Genomic DNA, 18,684 nt, shown 5'->3' with positions numbered 1-18,684 from the left:
CCGGTACGGCCGAGCTCGCCCGCAGCGGGCCGTGCCCGGCGGGCTCAGCGCAACCCGGTGCCCCGGGCCAGCGCGGTACGGATGAGCAGTTCGACCAGCTCGGCGTAGCCGACACCGGCGGCCGCCCACATCCGCGGGAACATCGAGATGGGCGTGAAGCCCGGCAGGGTGTTCACCTCGTTGATGACCACCTGATCGCCGTCGGTCACGAAGAAGTCGACCCGGGCCAGCCCCTGCGCGTCCAGCGCCGTGAAGGCCCGCAGAGCCATGTCCTGGATCTGCTTGGTCACCACGTCGGGCAGCTCGGCGGGGATGGAGAACGTGGCCACGTCGTCGACGTACTTGGCCTGGAAGTCGTAGAACTCGTGCCCGGCGGGCATGCCGATCTCGGCGGTGGGCGACGCCTCGACCCGTCCGTCCGGGAACTCCAGGACGCCGCACTCGATCTCGCGACCGATCCGGGCCGCCTCGACCAGCACCTTCGGATCGATGGCCCGGGCCTCGGCGATGGCTGCGTCGAGCTCGGCCCAGTCGTCGACCCGGCTCACTCCCAGGGAGGAACCGGCGCGGGCGGGCTTGACGAACACCGGCAGCCCGAGCCGGGCCCGGTCGGCCTGCGCCACGGTGTCCCGGCCGCGGCGCAGCACCACGTAGTCACCGACGGCGAGACCCTCCGCGGCGAGCAGCTTCTTGGTGAACTCCTTGTCCATGCCCGCCGCGGAGGCGAGCACGCCGTTCCCGACGTAGGGCACGCCGGCCAGCTCGAGCAGTCCCTGGACGGTGCCGTCCTCACCCCACGGACCGTGCAGGACCGGGAAGACCACGTCCACGTCCAGCGCGGCGGAGAGGTCCACCCCGGACGACCCGGGACCTTCGCCGGCCGGGGTGATCACCGCGGAGGTCGGGTCCGGCGACAGCACGACGGACACACCCGTGGTGATCTGCGGCAACGGAGTCTCCGCCGCGGCGATGGCCGCCGCGGGATCGACCCGGACCCAGGCCCCGTCCGGGGTGATCCCGATGGCCGACACGTCGAACACCGCGGGGTCCAGGTGGGACAGCACACCGGCCGCCGAGATGCAGGACACCGGGTGCTCACCGCTGCGGCCGCCGAACAGGACGGCCACCCGGATGCGCTGGGAACTCATGGTCGGAACCCTAGAGGGCACCGTGCCCCGACAGGGCCAACCGCACCGATGTCACGCTCGTCGCTCACCCAGGGTCACCGGGCGGGTGCGGGTCACCGCCGACGATCATTCCGGCGAGTGCGGCTGGTCCATCATGAAGTCGATCATCGCCGTGGGCGGGAGGTGCTGGTAGCAGACCCGGTACACAGCCTCGGTGATCGGCATGTCGACGCGGTGCCGGTGCGCGAGATCCCGGACCGATCGACAACTGACCACCCCTTCGGCGACCTGACCGCCACCGGCGGCCAGCGCGGCGTCCAGGCCGAGCCCCTCGGCCAGCCGCCGTCCCAGGGTGCGGTTGCGCGACAGCGGGGACGAGCAGGTCGCCACCAGGTCCCCCAGGCCGGACAACCCGGCGAACGTCGCCGGCACCGCCCCCAGCGCCTCCCCCAGCCGGGTCACCTCGTGCAATCCGCGGGTGATGAGGGAGGCGGTGGTGTTGAGCCCCAACCCGAGCCCGTCGGAGATGCCGCAGGCCAGCGCGATGACGTTCTTGCCGGTGCCGGCGATCTCGGCCCCGACGACATCGGTGATGGTGAACGGCCGGAAGTACGGGGTGGCGCAGGCGTGCTGGACGGCCACCGCCCGGTCGTGGTCGGTGCACGCCAGCGCGGTCGCGGTCGGCCGCCCGGCGGCGATCTCCACGGCCAGGTTCGGCCCGCTGAGGACCACGATGCGGGCGGGGTCGAGATGCCCGACCCTCGCGATCACCTCGCTCATCCGCAGCCCCGTCCCGATCTCGACCCCCTTGGCCAGGGAGATGAGCGGGACGTCCGGCGGTAGCGAGTCGCGGAAGACCCCCATGTTCTCCCGGAGCGACTGGCTGGGGACGGCGAGGGCGACGGCGTCGGCCCCGTCCAGGGCGCGGTCGAAGTCGGTGTCGGCCTCGACGCCCGCGGGGAGCAGCACACCGGGCAGGTACTGCTCGTTCTCCCGGCGGTCCCGGATCGACTCGGCGACCGATTCACGGCGTGCCCACAGCACGACGTCCCGGCCGGCATCGGCCAGCACCTTCGCGAAGGTGGTCCCCCACGAGCCGGCGCCGAGGACGGCGATGCGCTGGGGGACGGAGTCGGGGAACAACCCGTCGGCGGCCGCTGCGGGACTCACCCGCGCGCCACCGGGCCGGCCGGGGGCCGACCGGCCTTCTTGGGGTCGTAGAAGGCGCTCGGGGCCTCCTCCTGCCGTACCTCCTCGAGCAGTTCCCGCACCGCGGTCATGATCCGCAGGGAGGCGTCGCGGATGGAGCGTGCGTCGTGCGGCCGGGCGCGGAGGTCGTCGAGGTCCACCGGGTCACCGATCGCGATGGTCACCGTCTTGCGGGGCCAGGGACGGAACTTCCGCGTCGGGGCGTAGGAGTCGTAGACCTGATGCGTGCCCCAATGGGCGATGGGCACGACCGGGAAGTCCCCGGACAGGGCGAGGGCGGCGACTCCCGGTCGCGGGCGCATCGGCCACCGGTCCGGGTCGCGGGTGATGGTGCCCTCGGGATAGATCAGCAGGACCTGGCCGTCGGCCAGCGACCGGGTGGCCGCGGTCAGACTGGCCTGGCCGGCGCCGCCGCCGCGGTCCACCGGGATCTGCTGCGTGCCACGCATGACATTGCCGACCACGGGCAGCTTCCACAACGAGGCCTTGGCCAGGATGTGCGGCAGGCGCCCGGCCCGGCGGATCATCGTGGCGTCGAAGACCGGGTCCAGGTGCGAGATGTGGTTGCCGACGACGAGCATCGGGCCGCCGCGCACGAGTTTCTCGGTCCCCCGGTAGTCCCGGCGGGCCAGCAGCCCGGCCATCGGGAACATCACGATCTCGCAGATCCTCACCCAGGCACCGCCGGGCTCATGGACCGGACTGCGGGCCACGGTCGGCTCCTCTCGGGTGGGACGGGAACAGGACGGGACGCGGTCGCGGCGCACCGTTCCCGGCGGAGACGGGCCGCGCCGCCGCAGGGCTGCACGGGGGCGGAGTGGTCCGCCCGGCCGTCCGACCACCCTAAGCCCCCGGCCCCGCGGCATCCGGCGCAGGCCGGAGCGGGTCGGCCGGCGACCGGGACACCCGACGGGCGGGTCCGCCGGAGAGCCCCGGCGGTGATCGTCCCCTCCGGTTCACCCCCGGTTCACCTGCGGGCATGACACCGCGGGCGTCGGCACGCGACAATGCGCACGTGACTGCCGCGAAGCCTGCCCGCACGACTCCCCCGCCCCGACGCGCGGCCCCCCGGGCCGCGGCCGCGAAGATCGGCGCGCTGGCCGCCGGCGGCGCCTCGACGGCGCCGGAGGCATCGGCGGTGGAACCGTTCCACGACCCCGCGCACGAGGACCTAGACGTCGCCGCGGCCGAGCTGCCCGCGCTGCCCGGCGACCGGTTCTCCAACCGCGAGCTCAGCTGGCTGGACTTCAACGCCCGGGTGCTGGCGCTGGCCGAGGACCGGGACCAGCCGCTGCTGGAACGGGCCAAGTTCCTGGCCATCTTCGCCTCGAACCTGGACGAGTTCTACATGGTCCGGGTGGCCGGGCTGAAGCGCCGCCGGGAGATGGGCCTGTCGGTCACCAGTGTCGACGGGCTGACGGCCTCGGAGCAGCTGAGCCTCATCGCCGCCCGCACCCAGGAGCTGGTGGAACGCCAGGGCCGGTGCTTCACCGACGACGTCATGCCCGCGCTCGCGGCGGAGGGCATCCGGATCGTGCGGTGGAACTCGATCGACCCGAAGGACAAGGAGCGGCTGGCCGAGTACTTCGTCGGCCAGATCTTCCCGGTGCTCACCCCTCTCGCGGTCGACCCGGCGCATCCGTTCCCGTACATCTCGGGCCTGAGCCTGAACATGGCGATCATCGTGCGGGACCCGGAGTCCGGGTCCGAGCGCTTCGCCCGCCTCAAGGTGCCGAACAACGTCGACCGGTTCATCCGGGTCCGGCGCGGGGCCGAGACCGTCGACTTCCTCCCCCTGGAGGACCTCATCGCCGCCCACCTCGCCGAGCTGTTCCCCGGCATGGAGGTCGTCGAGCACCAGGTCTTCCGGGTCACCCGCAACGCCGATCTGGACGTCGAGGAGGACCGGGACGAGGACCTGCTGCAGGCCCTCGAGCGGGAGCTCGCCCGCCGCCGCTTCGGGCCGCCCGTCCGCCTGGAGGTCACCGACAGCACCAGCGAGCGCATCCAGGACCTGCTGCTCACCGAGCTGGACGTCGACCCGCAGGACGCGGTCGAGGTGCCCGGGCTGCTCGACCTGTCCAGCCTGTGGCAGCTCTACGGGCTGGACCGACCGAACCTCAAGGACGCGCCGTTCGTCCCGGCCACCAACCCGGCCTTCGCCGAGGGCGAGAAGCCCAAGAGCATCTTCGCCACGCTGCGCGAGGGGGACGTGCTGCTGCACCACCCCTACGAGTCGTTCGCCACGACCGCCCAGCGGTTCATCGAGCAGGCCGCGGCCGACCCGCACGTGCTGGCCATCAAGCAGACGCTCTACCGGACCTCGGGTGACTCGCCCATCGTGGATGCGCTGATCTCCGCGGCCGCGGCCAACAAGCAGGTCGTCGCCCTGGTCGAGATCAAGGCCCGGTTCGACGAGCAGGCCAACATCTCCTGGGCCAAGGCCCTGGAGCGGGCCGGGGTGCACGTCGTCTACGGCCTGGTCGGCCTCAAGACCCACTGCAAGGTGGCACTGGTGGTCCGGCAGGAGGGCAACACCCTGCGCCGCTACTGCCATGTCGGCACCGGCAACTACAACCCCAAGACCGCCCGCATCTACGAGGACCTGGGCCTGCTCACCGCGGACCCGGCCATCGGCGCCGACCTGACCGATCTGTTCAACGTCCTGACGGGCTACTCGCGGCAGACCGACTACCGCAATCTGCTGGTCGCCCCGCACTCGGTGCGCAGCGGCATCGTCCGGCGCATCCACCGGGAGATCGAGCACCAGCAGGCCGGTCGCGGCGGGGTGGTGCGGCTCAAGATGAACTCCATCGTCGACGAGGGCGTCATCGACGCCCTGTACCGGGCCTCCCAGGCCGGTGTGCAGGTGGACGTGACGGTGCGCGGGATCTGTGCGCTGCGCGCCGGGGTGCCGGGCCTGAGCGAGAACATCACCGTGCGGTCCATCGTCGGCCGCTTCCTGGAGCACTCGCGGATCTTCTACTTCGGCGGCGGCGGCCAGGGCGAGGAGTACTGGATCGGCAGCGCGGACATGATGCACCGCAACCTGGATCGCCGGGTGGAGGCGCTCGTGCAGGTGACGGACAGGGCCGCCACCGAACGGTTGTCCGCCCTGTTCACCGCCATGGCCCGCACCGACATCCGTCGCTGGGAGCTCGGCCCGGACGGCTGGACGCGGATGCCGTTGGACGGCCCGGGCAAGGACATGCAGGACGAGCTGCTGCGCCGCGGCCTGCCCCGTGGCCAGTGAGCGCGGCGGCTCGGGTCGATCGGCCGGCGCTCCCCCGATCCGGGCGGCCGGGGCGGTGCTCTGGCGGCGTTCGGCCGAGCACGGCATCCGGCTGGGCCTGGTGCACCGCCCCCGCTACGACGACTGGTCGCTGCCCAAGGGCAAGGCCGATCCCGGGGAGACCGCTCCGGTCACCGCGGCCCGGGAGGTGCTGGAGGAGACCGGGTTCCACTGTCGGATCGGTCGTGCGCTGACCACCGTCTCCTACCGGGTCACCGGCCGGGAGAAGACCGTCCAGTACTTCGCCGCCGAGGCGGTGGGCGGCGAGTTCGTGGCCAACCGCGAGGTGGACCGGTTGGAGTGGGTGCCCCTGCGCGCGGCCGCGGCCCGACTGAGCTACGACTACGACCGGGCGGTGGTCGCCACCTTCGAGGTGCAGCCGTGCGAACTGACGGGTGTCCTGCTGGTCCGGCACGCCCGGGCCGGTCACCGCGAGTCCTGGGACGGGGACGACACCGACCGGCCGCTGGACGGTCGCGGTACCCGCCAGGCCGAGGCGCTGGTGACCGAGCTGGCGCCGTTCCTGCCCGCCCGCGTGCACACCGCGCCGGTGGAGCGCTGCCGCGCCACCGTGGCTCCGCTGGCCGACCGCCTCGGCGTGCCGGTCCTGCCCGAGCCCGCGCTGGCCGAGGACGCCTACCGCGATCATCCGGCCGCGGCCCGTCGGCGGATCAGCGAGCTCGCACACGAGACCGGCGCACCGGACGGCCCGGGTGGCCCGGACGACGGGCACCGGGGGGGCACGCTCGTCGTCTGCAGTCAGGGCGGGGTGATCCCCGGCGTCCTGCGGTCGCTGGCCGCCCGGTCCGACGTGCCGATCGCCGGCGTCAGCACCCCCAAGGCCGCGTACTGGTTGCTGTCGTTCGACGGTCGCCGACTCGTCCAGGCCGACCCGTACCCCGCGCCGGCTCTCTGACCGTCCCGGCGGATCACCGCCACGCGCCCGACCGCCCTCCAGACCCCCTCCGGCATCGTCGGACGGTCCGTTGCCCGGACGCACGACAGGCCCCGGACCATCCCGGTCCGGGGCCTGTCGCCTGTCGGTACCCACCGCCGGGGCATCTGGTCACCGGGGCACCTGGAGACCAGGGTGGCCGTCGAGGCCGTCCGGCCGAGGTACCGGCCGGACGGTCAGATCGACCGGCTCGCCGTCACTTGGCCTTGGCGGCGGTGCGGCGGGCCGGAGCCTTCGCCGCGGTCGTCTTCGCCGCAGCCGGTGCCTTGGCGGCAGCGGTCTTGGCCGGAGCCTTCGCCGCGGTCGTCTTCGCCGCAGCCGGTGCCTTGGCGGCAGCGGTCTTGGCCGGAGCCTTCGCCGCGGTCGTCTTCGCCGCAGCCGGTGCCTTGGCGGCAGCGGTCTTGGCCGGAGCCTTCGCCGCGGTCGTCCTCGCCGCAGCCGGCTTGGCGGCAGCGGTCTTGGCCGCGGTCGCGCGGGGGGCCCGGGTGGTGGTCTTCGCCGGCTCGGCGGCAGTTGTGGCCGCGGTCTTGGCCGCCGCGGCGCGGGTGCGGGTGGTCGCCGCCCGGGTCGCCGGGGCGGTCGCAGTCGCGGTGGCGGCCGCCGCACGCGGGGCGCGGGTGGTCGTCGTGCGGGCCGGTCCGGACTTGGCCAGCGCGGCAGCGGCGCGGGCGGTGGTCGGCTTACCGGTCGGCTTGGGCAGCTTCACGGTCCCGGCGATGACGTCCTTGAAGTACTTGCCGGGCCGGAAGGCGGGCACCGTGGTCTTCTTGACCTTGACGGCGTCACCGGTGCGCGGGTTGCGGGCGGTACGGGCGGCGCGGGCGCGCTTCTCGAACACGCCGAAGCCGGAGATCGAGACACTGGACCCCTTGTGCACCTCGCGCTGCACCAGATCGATGATGCCCTCGACAGCGGCCTGCGCCGCCTTCTTGTCGCCGTCCAGCCGTTCGGCCAGCTGGTTGATCAGGTCGGTCTTGTTCACGATGCCCTCCCAGGAATTCCGGCCCGGGACGAAGGGATGGGCCGACTGAGGCGTCACGGTAGGCCCATGACGTGCGGAAATCCAGCCCGCCACGCCACACATCGGGTGCCTGTCAAGGGGTCTCACGCGCTGTACACATCTGCCGACGGCACCGGCGGCACCGCCCACCGCGCCCCGACCGTCGGGAGAACCGTTGTCGTCCAACGGATCTCGCCGGGCCGGACCGGATCACCCGGCCCGGCCCGACGCGGTCAGACGGCCGTGGTGGTGGCCGCCCATGCGGGCCGGTGCGCCTCGAACTCGGTGATCTCGTCGGCGTGCCGCAGGGTCAACGAGATGTCGTCCCATCCCTCGAGCAGGCGCCAGCGGGTGTAGTCGTCGATGTCGAAGCCGATCACCAGGGTGCCCGCGGTGATGGTCCGCTCGGCCAGGTCGACGGTGACCTCGGTGCCGGGCTCGTTCTCCAGCAGTTTCCAGAGCAGCTCGACCTCGTCCGGTGAGACCTGGGCGGCGACCAGGCCGGCCTTGGCCGAGTTCCCGCGGAAGATGTCGGCGAACCGCGGCGAGATGACCACCCGGATCCCGTAGTCCATCAGGGCCCAGACCGCGTGCTCCCGCGAGGATCCGGTGCCGAAGTCCGAACCGGCGACCAGCACGGAACCGGCCGAGAACGCGGGCTGGTTCAGGACGAAGGTCGGGTCACTGCGCCAGGCCGAGAACAACCCGTCCTCGAACCCGGTGCGGGTGATCCGCTTGAGGTAGACGGCCGGGATGATCTGATCGGTGTCGACGTTGCTCCGGCGGAGCGGGATCCCCACGCCGGTGTGGGTGCGGAAGGCGTCCACGATGGTCCTTTCGAGAGCTGGAGGAAGGCGGGTGTCCGTCGGTCCGTGCCGACGGCCCGGCACCCGCCGCCGGCAGCCCCGCGGGGGGACGCCGGTGGCGGACGGCGGGATCAGCGGCCGGTCGAGCCGGCGTCGACGAGATCGGCCGGGGAGGAGAGGGTTCCGCGCAGCGCGGTCGCCGCCGCCACCAGCGGGGAGACCAGGTGGGTGCGGCCACCCTTGCCCTGGCGTCCCTCGAAGTTCCGGTTGGAGGTGGACGCACTGCGCTCACCGGGGGCCAGCTGGTCGGGATTCATGCCCAGGCACATCGAGCACCCCGCACTGCGCCATTCCGCACCGGCGTCGGTGAAGACCTGGTCCAGCCCCTCGGCCTCGGCCTGCGCCTTGACCCGCATGGAGCCGGGGACGACGAGCATGCGGAGATCCGGATCGATGTGCCGGCCCCGCAGGATGTCGGCCGCGGCCCGCAGGTCCTCGATGCGCCCGTTGGTGCAGGAGCCGAGAAACACGGTGTCGACCCGGATGTCCCGCAGCGGGGTTCCCGCCTGCAGGCCCATGTACTCCAGGGCGCGCTCGGCGGCGGCCCGCTCGTTGTCGTCGCCGATGGTTTCCGGATCCGGCACGGATGCCGAGAGTGGCAGCCCCTGCCCGGGATTGGTGCCCCAGGTGACGAACGGGGTCAGGGTGTCGGCGTCCAGGACGACCTCGGCGTCGAAGACGGCGTCGTCGTCGGTGACCAGCTCGGACCAGGCGGCGACGGCCTGGTCCCACAGCTCACCGGCCGGGGCGTGCGGGCGCCCGGCGATGTAGTCGAAGGTGGTCGCGTCGGGGGCGATCATCCCCGCCCGGGCACCGGCCTCGATGGACATGTTGCAGATGGTCATCCGGGCCTCCATGGACAACGCCCGGATGGCCGCGCCGCGGTACTCCAGGACGTACCCCTGGCCGCCGCCCGTGCCGATCTTGGCGATCACCGCCAGGATGATGTCCTTGGCGGTGACCCCGGGGGCCAACGAGCCCTCGACCGTGATGGCCATGGTGCGGAACGGCTTGAGCGGCAGCGTCTGGGTGGCCATGACGTGCTCCACCTCGCTGGTGCCGATGCCGAACGCGAGGGCACCGAACGCCCCGTGGGTGGAGGTGTGCGAATCACCGCAGACGATCGTCATGCCGGGCTGGGTGATGCCCAGCTGCGGGCCGACGACGTGCACGATGCCCTGCTCGCGGTCGCCCATCGGGAACAGGCGGACCCCGAACTCCTTGCAGTTGGCGCGCAGGGTGTCGACCTGGGTGCGCGACACCGCGTCCGCGATAGGCAGATTGATGCCCGTGGTGGGCACGTTGTGGTCCTCGGTGGCCAATGTCAGATCCGTGCGGCGGACCGGCCGGCCGGCCAGCCGGAGACCGTCGAAGGCCTGCGGACTGGTGACCTCGTGGACCAGGTGCAGGTCGATGTAGAGCAGATCGGGCTCGCCCTCCGCCCGGTGCACGACGTGTGCTTCCCACACCTTCTCGGCGAGAGTGCGCCCCATTGCTGCTGTCCCTCCTGCGGCTGCCTGCACCCGGTGCTCCGGGACCTCGATGCCCCGGCGGCCGGCGGTCGCGTTGGACATCTCATAATGCAGGAAATTAGTATCGCTGTATGGGACACACTAGCGGCATCGGGGTGCTGGACAAAGCGGTGCAGGTGCTCCGGGCCGCCGCCGACCGACCGATCGGCCTGGCCGACCTGTGCACCGCCACCGGCCTCCCCCGGGCCACCGCGCACCGCCTCGCCGTCGGCCTGGAGGTGCACGGGATGCTCGCCCGCGACTCCGCCGGCCGATGGTGTCCCGGGCCGCTGCTGGGCTCGCTGGCGGCCGCGGCCCCGGATCCCCTGGTCGCCGCCTCGGCCGACGTGCTCCCCCGACTCCGGGACCGCACCGGGGAGAGCGTGCAGGTCTACCGACCCGACGGGATGACCCGCATCTGCATCGCCGTCTCGGATCTCACCACCGGTCTGCGGGACACCGTCCCGTTGGGCGCGCGGCTGCCGATGAACGCCGGTTCCGGCGCGAAGGTGCTCACCGCCTGGGCCGATCCGACGGTGCAGCGGGCCGTGCTGTCCGAGGCCACCTTCACCGAACGCACCCTGGCCGAGGTGCGCCGCCGCGGCTGGGCCCAGTCGGTCGCGGAACGGGAGGCCGGGGTGGCCTCGGTGTCGGCCCCGGTCCGCGACCTGTCCGGCGGGGTGGTCGCAGCCGTCTCGGTGTCCGGGCCCGTGGAACGGATCGGGCGGCGGCCCGGCATCCGGTGGGCCGGTGACCTGGTCGAGGCGTCGGAGGCGTTGACCGCGCGCCTGTGACCGCGCGGTGAGGGGGATCCCCGGAGCCGCCACGGGGTCCGCGGGAACCCGGGAAACGACGAAGTCCCCATCACCGGGCCGGTGATGGGGACTTCGGTGGAACTGGTAGCCCCGAAGGGATTCGAACCCTCGCTACCGCCGTGAGAGGGCGGCGTCCTAGGCCGCTAGACGACGGGGCCCTAGGTGAGTACCTGCCCTCGCGGGCTTCGACTCCGGACAGACTTTACACGATCCCCTGCCCGTCACCGCACACCGTGACCGGGGCGGAGCTCTCGCAGAGGGAAGGAAAGTCGACCGCTGGGGTACTAGGACTCGAACCTAGAATGAGGGAATCAGAATCCCTAGTGTTGCCAATTACACCATACCCCAATGCGCTCACCGCGGTGGGCGCCTGGAAGAGACTACCTGACTCCCGCTCTCACCTGAAATCGCCTGGTCGGCAGGGCTTCCGGACGCCGCCGACGGAGCCGGGGTCAGAGCCCGACCCGGGCGGCCCGCAGGCGACGCAGACTCGTCTCCCGGCCGAGCAGCTCCATGGACTCGTACAGCGGCGGCGACACGGTGCGCCCGGTGACGGCCACCCGGACGGGCCCGAAGGCGACCCTCGGCTTGAGACCCAGGTCGTCGACCAGCGCCGCCTTGAGCCCGTCCTCCAAACCCGCCGCGTCGAACGGCTCGATCCGCTCGACGACGGAGATCGCCGCGTCCAGCACGGGCGCCGACTGTGCGGTCAGCACCTTGGCCGCGGCCGCCGGGTCCAGGGCGAAGGCGGCGTCCTCGACGAGCAGGAACGCCAGCATGGCGGCGGCATCCGAGAGCAGGGCCGAGCGCTCCTGGACCAGGGGCGCCGCGGCCGCCAGCAGCGCGACCCGGGCGGGGTCGGGGTCGGCCGCCAGCATCCCGGTGTGGCGCAGGTACTCCTCCAGCCGGGCAGCGAAGTCCTGCGGGCTCAGCCGGCGGATGTGCGCACCGTTGATCGCCTCGGCCTTCTTGCGGTCGAACCGGGCGGGGTTTCCGGAGATCCGCCGACCGTCGAACGCGGCGACGAGCTGCTCCGGGCTGAAGACGTCCTCGTCGGCACCCAGCGACCAGCCCAGCAGGGCCAGGTAGTTGACCATGCCCTCGCGGATGAACCCGTCGTCGCGGTACTGGAACAGGTTCGACTGCGGGTCACGCTTGGAGAGCTTGCGGTTGCCCTCGCCGGTGACGAACGGCATGTGCCCGAACTCGGGGGTGTGACCGGCCACCCCGATGTCGATGAGCGCGGCGTAGAGCGCGATCTGCCGCGGGGTGGACGGGAGCAGATCCTCGCCCCGCAGGACGTGGGTGATGCCCATCAGCGCGTCGTCCACCGGGTTGGTCAGCGTGTACAGCGGTTCGCCGGTCCCCCGGACCAGGACCGGGTCGGGAATCGTCCCGGCCGGGAAGGTGATGGGCCCGCGCACCATGTCGGTGAAGGTGATGTCCGCGTCCGGCATGCGCAGGCGCAGCACCGGCGGTCGACCGGCGGCCCGCGCGGCCGCGATCGACGCGGGATCTCCGCTCCGGTCGGCGTTGTCGTACCCCAGCTTCGGGTCCCGACCGGCGGCCACATGGCGGGCGGTCACCTCCTCCGCCGTGGACCACGACTCGTACAGATGGCCGGCGGCCAGCAGCCGGGCGGCCACGTCGGCGTAGATCCCGGTCCGCTCGCTCTGCCGGTAGGGCCCGTCCGGTCCACCGACCTCGGGGCCCTCGTCCCAGTCCAGCCCGAGCCAGCGCATGGCCTCCAGCAGTGCCGTGTAGGACTCCTCGGAGTCGCGCGCCGCGTCGGTGTCCTCGATGCGGAACACCAGCTTCCCGCCGTGGTGCCGCGCGAAGGCCCAGTTGAACAGGGCGGTGCGGGCCAGCCCGACGTGCGGGGTGCCGGTGGGCGACGGGCAGAACCGGGCCCGCACGGGACGGCCGGTCGGGGGCTGCACACCGCCCTCCTGGACGGCGGCGGCGGGACTGGATGAGGGCGCGGTGGTGTCAGTCATGGCGCACCCACCCTAGACCGGACCGTGGGGCGGCGGTCCGGTCCGGGGCACGCTCAGGGGCGGTCGATCACCGGGTTCGTCAGGGTGCCGATGCCCTCGACGGTGACCGAGACGCTCTGCCCGGCCAGCAGGGGGCCCACACCGGCCGGGGTACCGGTGAGGATGACGTCACCCGGGAGCAGGGTCATGATCGCGCTGACGTACTCGATGATCTCGCCCACCGGGAAGACCATGTCGGCGGTCCGCCCTTCCTGGCGGGTCTCGCCGTCGACCTGGGTGGTGACGGCCAGGTCGGAGGGGTCGAGGTCGGTGACGATCCACGGGCCGAGCGGGCAGAACGTGTCGTAGGACTTGGCCCGGGTGAACTGCACGTCCGCGCGCTGCTGGTCGCGGGCGGTGACGTCGTTGGCCACCGTGTACCCCAGGATGACCGAGGCCGCGTTCTCGGCCAGCACGTCGCGGCACGGCCGGCCGATGACCACGGCGAGTTCGCCCTCGAAGTCGACCTGGTCGGACGACGCCGGCCGGGCGATGGCCACGTTGGGCCCGATGACCGAGGTCGACGGCTTGAGGAAGATCAGCGGCTCGGCGGGGACCTCGTTGCCCAGCTCACGGGCGTGGTCGACATAGTTGCGACCGACGGCGATCACCTTGGACGGCAGGATCGGGGCGAGCAGCCGGGTGTCGGCCAACGGCCAGGACCGACCGGTGAAGGTGGGGTTGCCGAACGGGTGGTCCAGGATCTCCCGGGCCACGGCGTCGCGGAGCGACCCGGAGTGCTCACCCGGATCGGTGTCGACCTGGACGAACGCGACGCCTTCGGGGTGGGCGATCCTGGCCAGGCGCATGGGGGTTCTCCTGAGTTCGGCTGCTGCCCCGGCCGGATCTCCCGACCGGGGTGTCGGGGCGGTCGACCCCGGTGGGGGACGACCGCGCAGGACGCTACCCGGCGAGCGGGACACCACCGGGACCACCGGCGGCGACCGGGGACGACACCCCGTCCGCCCCGGAGGCCGGACCTGCCGGGGCTCCGGCCGCCAGCGAGGGCTGGGCCAGGGCGTAGACCATGGCGTCGACCAGGGCCTGCCAGGAGGCCTCGACCACGTTGGCGTGCACGCCGACGGTGGTCCACTCCCGGCCGCCCATCGCCGAGGACACCAGCACCCGGGTGACCGAATCGGTCCCGGCGCTGTCGGCGAGGATGCGCACCTTGTAGTCGACGAGCTCCATCTGGTCGATCTCCGGGAACTGCTCGGAGACGGCCAGCCGGAGCGCTGAGTCCAGCGCGTTCACCGGCCCGTTGCCCTCGGCGGTGGCGATCACCCGGCGGCCGCCGACGTGCACCTTGACCGTCGCCTCGGACGACACGGCGGGAACGGTGACGGTGCCCGGCCCCGCTCCCCCGTCGACGGGGGTCGGCGGCTGGCTCTCCACGATGACCCGGTAGGACTCGAGCCGGAAGGCCCGCGTCGACTCGACGGACGCCTCACGGCCGGCGGCCCGCTCGGCCTGGTCGAGGGTGTCGCGCAGCAGCAGTTCGAAGGAGGCGTCCGCGGCCTCGTACGACCAGCCCGCGGCCTCCCGACTCTTGACGGTGTCCACCACGGCGCCGATGACTCCGGGCTGCCCGGAGATGTCGACACCCAGCTCCCGCGCCTTGAGCTCCACCGAGGCGCGCCCGGCCATCTCGGTGATCAGGATGCGCATGTCGTTGCCGACCAGCGCCGGGTCGAGATGGTTGTACAGCTCGGGGTCGACCTTGATGGCCGAGGCGTGCAGGCCGGCCTTGTGGGCGAACGCGGACGACCCGACGTAGGCCTGGTGGGTGTCCGGGGCGATGTTGGCCAGCTCGGCCAGGGCGTGGCTGACCCGGACCATCTCGGCCAGCCTATCCTCGGGCAGCACCGGCAGACCCAGCTTGGTGACCAGATTGCCCAGCACCGCGAAGAGATCGGCGTTGCCCGCCCGCTCCCCGTACCCGTTGGCGGTGCACTGGGCGTGCGTGGCACCGGCCTGCACGGCGGCCACCGTGTTGGCCACGGCGCAGCCGGTGTCGTCCTGGCAGTGGATGCCGATGCGGAACCCGGTGCGCTGCACCACTTCCGTCACGACCCGGTGGACGTCCACCGGCAGCATGCCGCCGTTGGTGTCGCACAGCACGACGACGTCGGCCCCCGCGTCCACCGCGGCCCGGGCCACCTCCAGCCCGTAGTCGCGGTCGAAGGCGTAGCCGTCGAAGAAGTGCTCGCAGTCCAGGAAGACCCGGCGGCCGGCGGCGACGAGATGGGCGACCGTGTCCCGGACCATCTCCACGTTCTCCTCGCGCGTGGTGCGCAATGCGCGCTCCACGTGCCGGACGTCGGACTTGGCCACGAGGGTGATGACGGGGGCCTGCGAGTCCAGCAGGGCCTGCACCTGCGGGTCCTGCGCGGCGGTGGTCCCGGCCTTGCGGGTCGCGCCGAAGGCGACCAGCTGCGCCGTGCGCAGGGTCAGCTCACCGGCGGCCGCCCGGGCGAAGAACTCGGTGTCCTTGGGCATCGCCCCCGGCCAACCGCCCTCGATGAAGCCGACACCCAGCTCGTCCAGCAGTGCGGCGACGGCCAGCTTGTCGGCCACCGAGTAGGTGATGCCCTCACGCTGGGCACCGTCGCGCAGCGTCGTGTCGAAGACGTGGAAGGCATCCCCCAGGGGGGAGGTGCGCCGGGCTGGCATCATCGCGGAACCTCGGATCAGGGGACGACGGACGGCATCGGAGCCCGGCGTACGCCCGGCCGGAGAGCGGCCGGCCACGCGGGCCCGGACGATGCTCTCAGCTGGAGGCCAGCGCCGCCAAACGGTCGCCGATGGCCGACGTGCGGCCGGTGGACCCCGGCTGGCGGGTGGCCAGGTCGAAGGCCACGGCTGCTTCCACCCGACGGGCGGCCTCGGGCAGCCCCTGCTGGTCGAGCAGCAGGGCGATGGACAACACGGTGGCCGTGGGATCGGCGACGCCCGCGCCGGCGATGTCCGGGGCGGATCCGTGCACCGGCTCGAACATGCTTGGGTTGGCCCCCGACGGGTCGAGGTTGCCGGACGCGGCCAGACCGATGCCGCCGGAGACGGCCGCGGCCAGGTCGGTGAGGATGTCGCCGAACAGGTTGTCGGTGACCACGACGTCGAACCGACCCGGGTCGGTGACCAGGTAGATCATCGCGGCGTCGATGTGGCAGTAGGCCACCGAGACGTCCGGGAACTCCATGGACACCTCCTCGACCACGCGCGACCAGAGCTGGCCGGCGTGCACGAGCACGTTCGTCTTGTGCACCAGGGTGAGGTGCTTGCGGGGGCGGCGGGCCGCCCGGCGGAAGGCCTCCCGGACCACGCGCTCGACACCGAAATAGGTGTTCAGCGAGATCTCCGTGGCGATCTCGTGCGGGGTGTCCTTCCGCAGCAGACCGCCGTTGCCGGCGTACGGACCCTCGGTGCCCTCGCGGATGACGACCAGGTCGATGGCCTGGTCGCCGGCCAGCGGACCCGAGACGCCCGGGTACAGCCGGCTGGGCCGCAGGTTGACGTGGTGGTCGAGCTCGAAACGGATGCGCAGCAGCAGACCGCGCTCCAGGATCCCGGACGGCACGGTCGGGTCACCGACGGCGCCGAGCAGGATGGCGTCGTGCCCACGGAGTTCGCGGAGCACCGAGTCCGGCAACAGCTCGCCGGTGCGGTGCCAGCGGGTGGCGCCGAGGTCGTAGTCGGTCGTCTGCACGTCGGGGACGACCCCGGTCAGGACCTTGAGGCCCTCGGCCACCACTTCGGGACCGATGCCGTCTCCGGGGATCACCGCGAGCTTCATCTCGACCTCTCTGTCGCGCCGCCGGGCGCGGTCGCCCGTCGCCGGGCTCGATTCGGACTGCAGGGGTGTCGGGGCACATCACCGGGGTGGAGCGCACGCCCTGACATCGTGCTCAGCGTATCGGGCAATCGACGCACAGCGAGCATTTTGCCGCCGCGAGCCCCCGATCGGGTGTCGCCCCCGGCCTGCGGGATGACCCCGCAGGCCGCCTCCGGGGGCCGCAGCTGGTCAGTCGGCGGCGATGGCGCGGATCGCGCGGGCGTCGACCGCGGAACCGATGGCGTCAAGCAGATCCTGCGGCGGGATGCCGTCCACCCGGAGAACCATGATGGCGGCCCGCCCGGAGAGCTCCTGGGAGATCTGCGCCGCCTGGATGTTCACCTGGGCGTCGCCCAGCAGGGCGCCCACCGTGCCCATCACGCCGGGCCGGTCGGCGTAGGCGAGCACCAGCATGTCGCCCTCGGCGCGCAGGTCGAAGTGCCGGCCGTTGATCTCGATGAGCTTGGCCGTCTGGTCCTCCCCGGACAGCGTGCCGCTGACCGAGCGGGCGGCACCGTCGGGCATGGCCGCCCGCAGCGTCACCGAGGAGCGGTAGTCACCGGTCTCCTCGCTGGAGGTGCCGGACAGGTCGAGCCCGTGCTCGGCGGCCAGGGCGGGGGCGTTGACGAAGGTGACCGACTCGGAGATGACCGGCCCGAAGATCCCGCGGACCGCGGCCAGCTGCAGGATCGTGGTGTCCTGGTGGGCCAGATCGCCGCGCACCTCGACCACCACGGTGCTCGGGACGCCGCCGCCGACGGCGGTGAGGATGGTGCCGAGCCGGGACACGAGCGGGATCCACGGTCGGACCTCGTCGGCGACCGGCCCGGCCGCCTGCACGTTCACCGCGTCGGGCACGAAGTCGCCGCGCAGGGCCAGCTTGACCGACCGGGCCACCGCCGTGCCCGCCTTGTCCTGCGCCTCGACGGTGGAGGCGCCCAGGTGCGGCGTCAACACCACGTTGGGCGCGGTGCGCAGGGGGTTGTCCGCGGACAGCGGCTCCTGCACGTAGACGTCGACGCCGGCCCCGCCGACCTGCCCGGAGGCCAGGGCGTCGGCGAGGGCCTGCTCGTCGATGAGGCCACCGCGGGCCGCGTTGACGATCAGCACGCCGCGCTTGACCGTGGCCAGCTCGGCCGCGCCGATGAGCCCCAGCGTCTCGGGGGTGCGCGGCAGATGGATCGAGATGATGTCGGCGCGGGTCAGCAGGGTGGCCAGGTCGACCAGCTGGACCCCGAGGGCCGCAGCCCGGGCGGGCTGCAGATAGGGGTCGTAGGCGATCACGGTGGTGCCGAAGGCGGCGATGCGACTGGCGAAGAGCTGCCCGATCCGACCGAGACCGACCACGCCGACGGTCTTGTCGGCGATCTCGACGCCGGTGAACGCGCTCCGCTTCCACTCGCCGGCGAGCACGGAGGCGTGGGCGGCGGGGATGTGGCGGGCCACCGACAGCACCAGCGCGACGGCGTGCTCGGCGGCGGTGATGATGTTCGACTGCGGGGCGTTGACGACCAGCACGCCGCGGGCGGTGGCCGCCGGCACGTCGACGTTGTCCAGGCCGATGCCGGCCCGGGCGACCACCTTGAGCCGCGGCGCCGCGGCCAGGGCCTCGGCGTCGATCTGCGTCGCCGACCGGATGAGCACCGCGTCCGCCTCGGCCAGCGCCGGGAGCAGCGCGGACCGGTCCGCACCGTCCACCGATCGGATCTCGAACTCGTCACCGAGGACTTCCATGGCCGAGGGCGCGAGCGCCTCCGCGATCAGCACGACGGGCTGGGGCACGTGATCTCCTGTTCAGGCGTGCCGCGCCGACCCCGCTCCCCCGGGCGGGGCGCGGGGCGGGACGACGGGGCACAGGGCTCCCGGACCGGCGTGCGGGGCGGCACGACCCGACGGCCGACCCGGGAACCCGGGCGGACGGCGCGGTCCGCGGGTCATCGTAGCGATGCGGGCGGCGACGACCCGACGACCGGGCGACCGCGGGCTGATCTGCGGCGATCCCACGGCGTTCCCACCCGGGTCGGGCGATGATCGCCGCACG

14 protein-coding genes and 2 tRNA genes are annotated in these 18,684 nt (G+C 72.7%); 3 read left to right on the top strand and 13 right to left on the bottom strand.

Annotation, left to right across the window (positions count from 1 at the left end):
• Positions 1 to 44: 44 nt before the first annotated feature.
• The 3 genes from J2S58_RS18320 to J2S58_RS18310 form a co-directional block, all read right to left on the bottom strand.
• Positions 45 to 1,148 (bottom strand): D-alanine--D-alanine ligase family protein, encoded by a 1,104-nt coding sequence (locus tag J2S58_RS18320; RefSeq protein WP_205257178.1) that lies wholly within the window; start codon positions 1,146 to 1,148, stop codon positions 45 to 47.
• A 105-nt stretch (positions 1,149 to 1,253) separates the two neighbouring features.
• Positions 1,254 to 2,297, bottom strand: a complete 1,044-nt coding sequence (locus tag J2S58_RS18315) for an NAD(P)H-dependent glycerol-3-phosphate dehydrogenase (RefSeq protein WP_306829203.1) — start codon at positions 2,295 to 2,297, stop codon at positions 1,254 to 1,256.
• Complete coding sequence (locus J2S58_RS18310; protein ID WP_205257177.1) at positions 2,294 to 3,049, bottom strand: lysophospholipid acyltransferase family protein; 756 nt, start codon at positions 3,047 to 3,049, stop codon at positions 2,294 to 2,296. The genes J2S58_RS18315 and J2S58_RS18310 overlap by 4 nt, the downstream gene beginning before the upstream one ends.
• A gap of 266 nt (positions 3,050 to 3,315) precedes the next feature.
• On the opposite strand from J2S58_RS18310, the gene J2S58_RS18305 reads away from it, so the two are divergent.
• Positions 3,316 to 5,589 (top strand): RNA degradosome polyphosphate kinase, encoded by a 2,274-nt coding sequence (locus tag J2S58_RS18305; protein ID WP_240188987.1) that lies wholly within the window; start codon positions 3,316 to 3,318, stop codon positions 5,587 to 5,589.
• The gene (locus J2S58_RS18300) at positions 5,579 to 6,544 is read left to right on the top strand and encodes an NUDIX hydrolase (RefSeq protein ID WP_306829199.1); all 966 of its coding nucleotides are present in this window, start codon (positions 5,579 to 5,581) and stop codon (positions 6,542 to 6,544) included. Before J2S58_RS18305 ends, J2S58_RS18300 begins: the two co-directional genes overlap by 11 nt.
• A gap of 235 nt (positions 6,545 to 6,779) precedes the next feature.
• Here J2S58_RS18300 and J2S58_RS18295 read toward each other — a convergent pair whose 3' ends face one another.
• The 3 genes from J2S58_RS18295 to leuC form a co-directional block, all read right to left on the bottom strand.
• Positions 6,780 to 7,568, bottom strand: coding sequence for an HU family DNA-binding protein (locus J2S58_RS18295; protein ID WP_370881880.1), 789 nt, complete (start codon positions 7,566 to 7,568; stop codon positions 6,780 to 6,782).
• A 248-nt stretch (positions 7,569 to 7,816) separates the two neighbouring features.
• Positions 7,817 to 8,410 carry a 3-isopropylmalate dehydratase small subunit gene (gene leuD, locus J2S58_RS18290; RefSeq protein WP_205257175.1) on the bottom strand — a complete coding sequence of 198 codons (594 nt, stop codon included), beginning with the start codon at positions 8,408 to 8,410 and terminating at the stop codon, positions 7,817 to 7,819.
• 110 nt (positions 8,411 to 8,520) lie between these two features.
• Entirely contained in the window at positions 8,521 to 9,942 is a 1,422-nt protein-coding gene (gene leuC / locus J2S58_RS18285) for a 3-isopropylmalate dehydratase large subunit (RefSeq protein WP_205257348.1), read from the bottom strand.
• A 110-nt stretch (positions 9,943 to 10,052) separates the two neighbouring features.
• Here leuC and J2S58_RS18280 point away from each other — a divergent pair, with 110 nt between their 5' ends.
• Complete coding sequence (locus tag J2S58_RS18280; RefSeq protein ID WP_205257174.1) at positions 10,053 to 10,754, top strand: IclR family transcriptional regulator; 702 nt, start codon at positions 10,053 to 10,055, stop codon at positions 10,752 to 10,754.
• A 103-nt stretch (positions 10,755 to 10,857) separates the two neighbouring features.
• On the opposite strand, the gene J2S58_RS18275 is transcribed toward J2S58_RS18280, so the two are convergent.
• The 7 genes from J2S58_RS18275 to serA all read right to left on the bottom strand — a co-directional run bounded on the left by J2S58_RS18275 (position 10,858) and on the right by serA (position 18,425).
• Positions 10,858 to 10,933: transfer RNA gene (locus J2S58_RS18275), tRNA-Glu, on the bottom strand.
• Between the two features lie 118 nt (positions 10,934 to 11,051).
• Positions 11,052 to 11,123 (bottom strand) — tRNA-Gln (locus J2S58_RS18270).
• 104 nt (positions 11,124 to 11,227) lie between these two features.
• Positions 11,228 to 12,772 (bottom strand): glutamate--tRNA ligase, encoded by a 1,545-nt coding sequence (gltX, locus tag J2S58_RS18265; protein WP_205257173.1) that lies wholly within the window; start codon positions 12,770 to 12,772, stop codon positions 11,228 to 11,230.
• A gap of 53 nt (positions 12,773 to 12,825) precedes the next feature.
• Complete coding sequence (locus J2S58_RS18260; protein WP_205257172.1) at positions 12,826 to 13,620, bottom strand: fumarylacetoacetate hydrolase family protein; 795 nt, start codon at positions 13,618 to 13,620, stop codon at positions 12,826 to 12,828.
• Positions 13,621 to 13,714: 94 nt separating this feature from the next.
• Positions 13,715 to 15,487 (bottom strand): citramalate synthase, encoded by a 1,773-nt coding sequence (gene cimA, locus J2S58_RS18255; RefSeq protein WP_240188985.1) that lies wholly within the window; start codon positions 15,485 to 15,487, stop codon positions 13,715 to 13,717.
• A 94-nt stretch (positions 15,488 to 15,581) separates the two neighbouring features.
• Complete coding sequence (locus tag J2S58_RS18250; protein ID WP_205257171.1) at positions 15,582 to 16,604, bottom strand: 3-isopropylmalate dehydrogenase; 1,023 nt, start codon at positions 16,602 to 16,604, stop codon at positions 15,582 to 15,584.
• A gap of 228 nt (positions 16,605 to 16,832) precedes the next feature.
• Positions 16,833 to 18,425, bottom strand: a complete 1,593-nt coding sequence (gene serA / locus J2S58_RS18245) for a phosphoglycerate dehydrogenase (RefSeq protein WP_205257170.1) — start codon at positions 18,423 to 18,425, stop codon at positions 16,833 to 16,835.
• Positions 18,426 to 18,684: the final 259 nt, after the last annotated feature.

Origin of the sequence: Nakamurella flavida, from assembly GCF_030811475.1 — a bacterium.
Classification (GTDB): Bacteria; Actinomycetota; Actinomycetes; order Mycobacteriales; family Nakamurellaceae; genus Nakamurella; species Nakamurella flavida.
The sequence above is the reverse complement of the archived record's forward strand: the minus strand, read 5'-3'. Positions and strand labels throughout refer to the sequence as shown.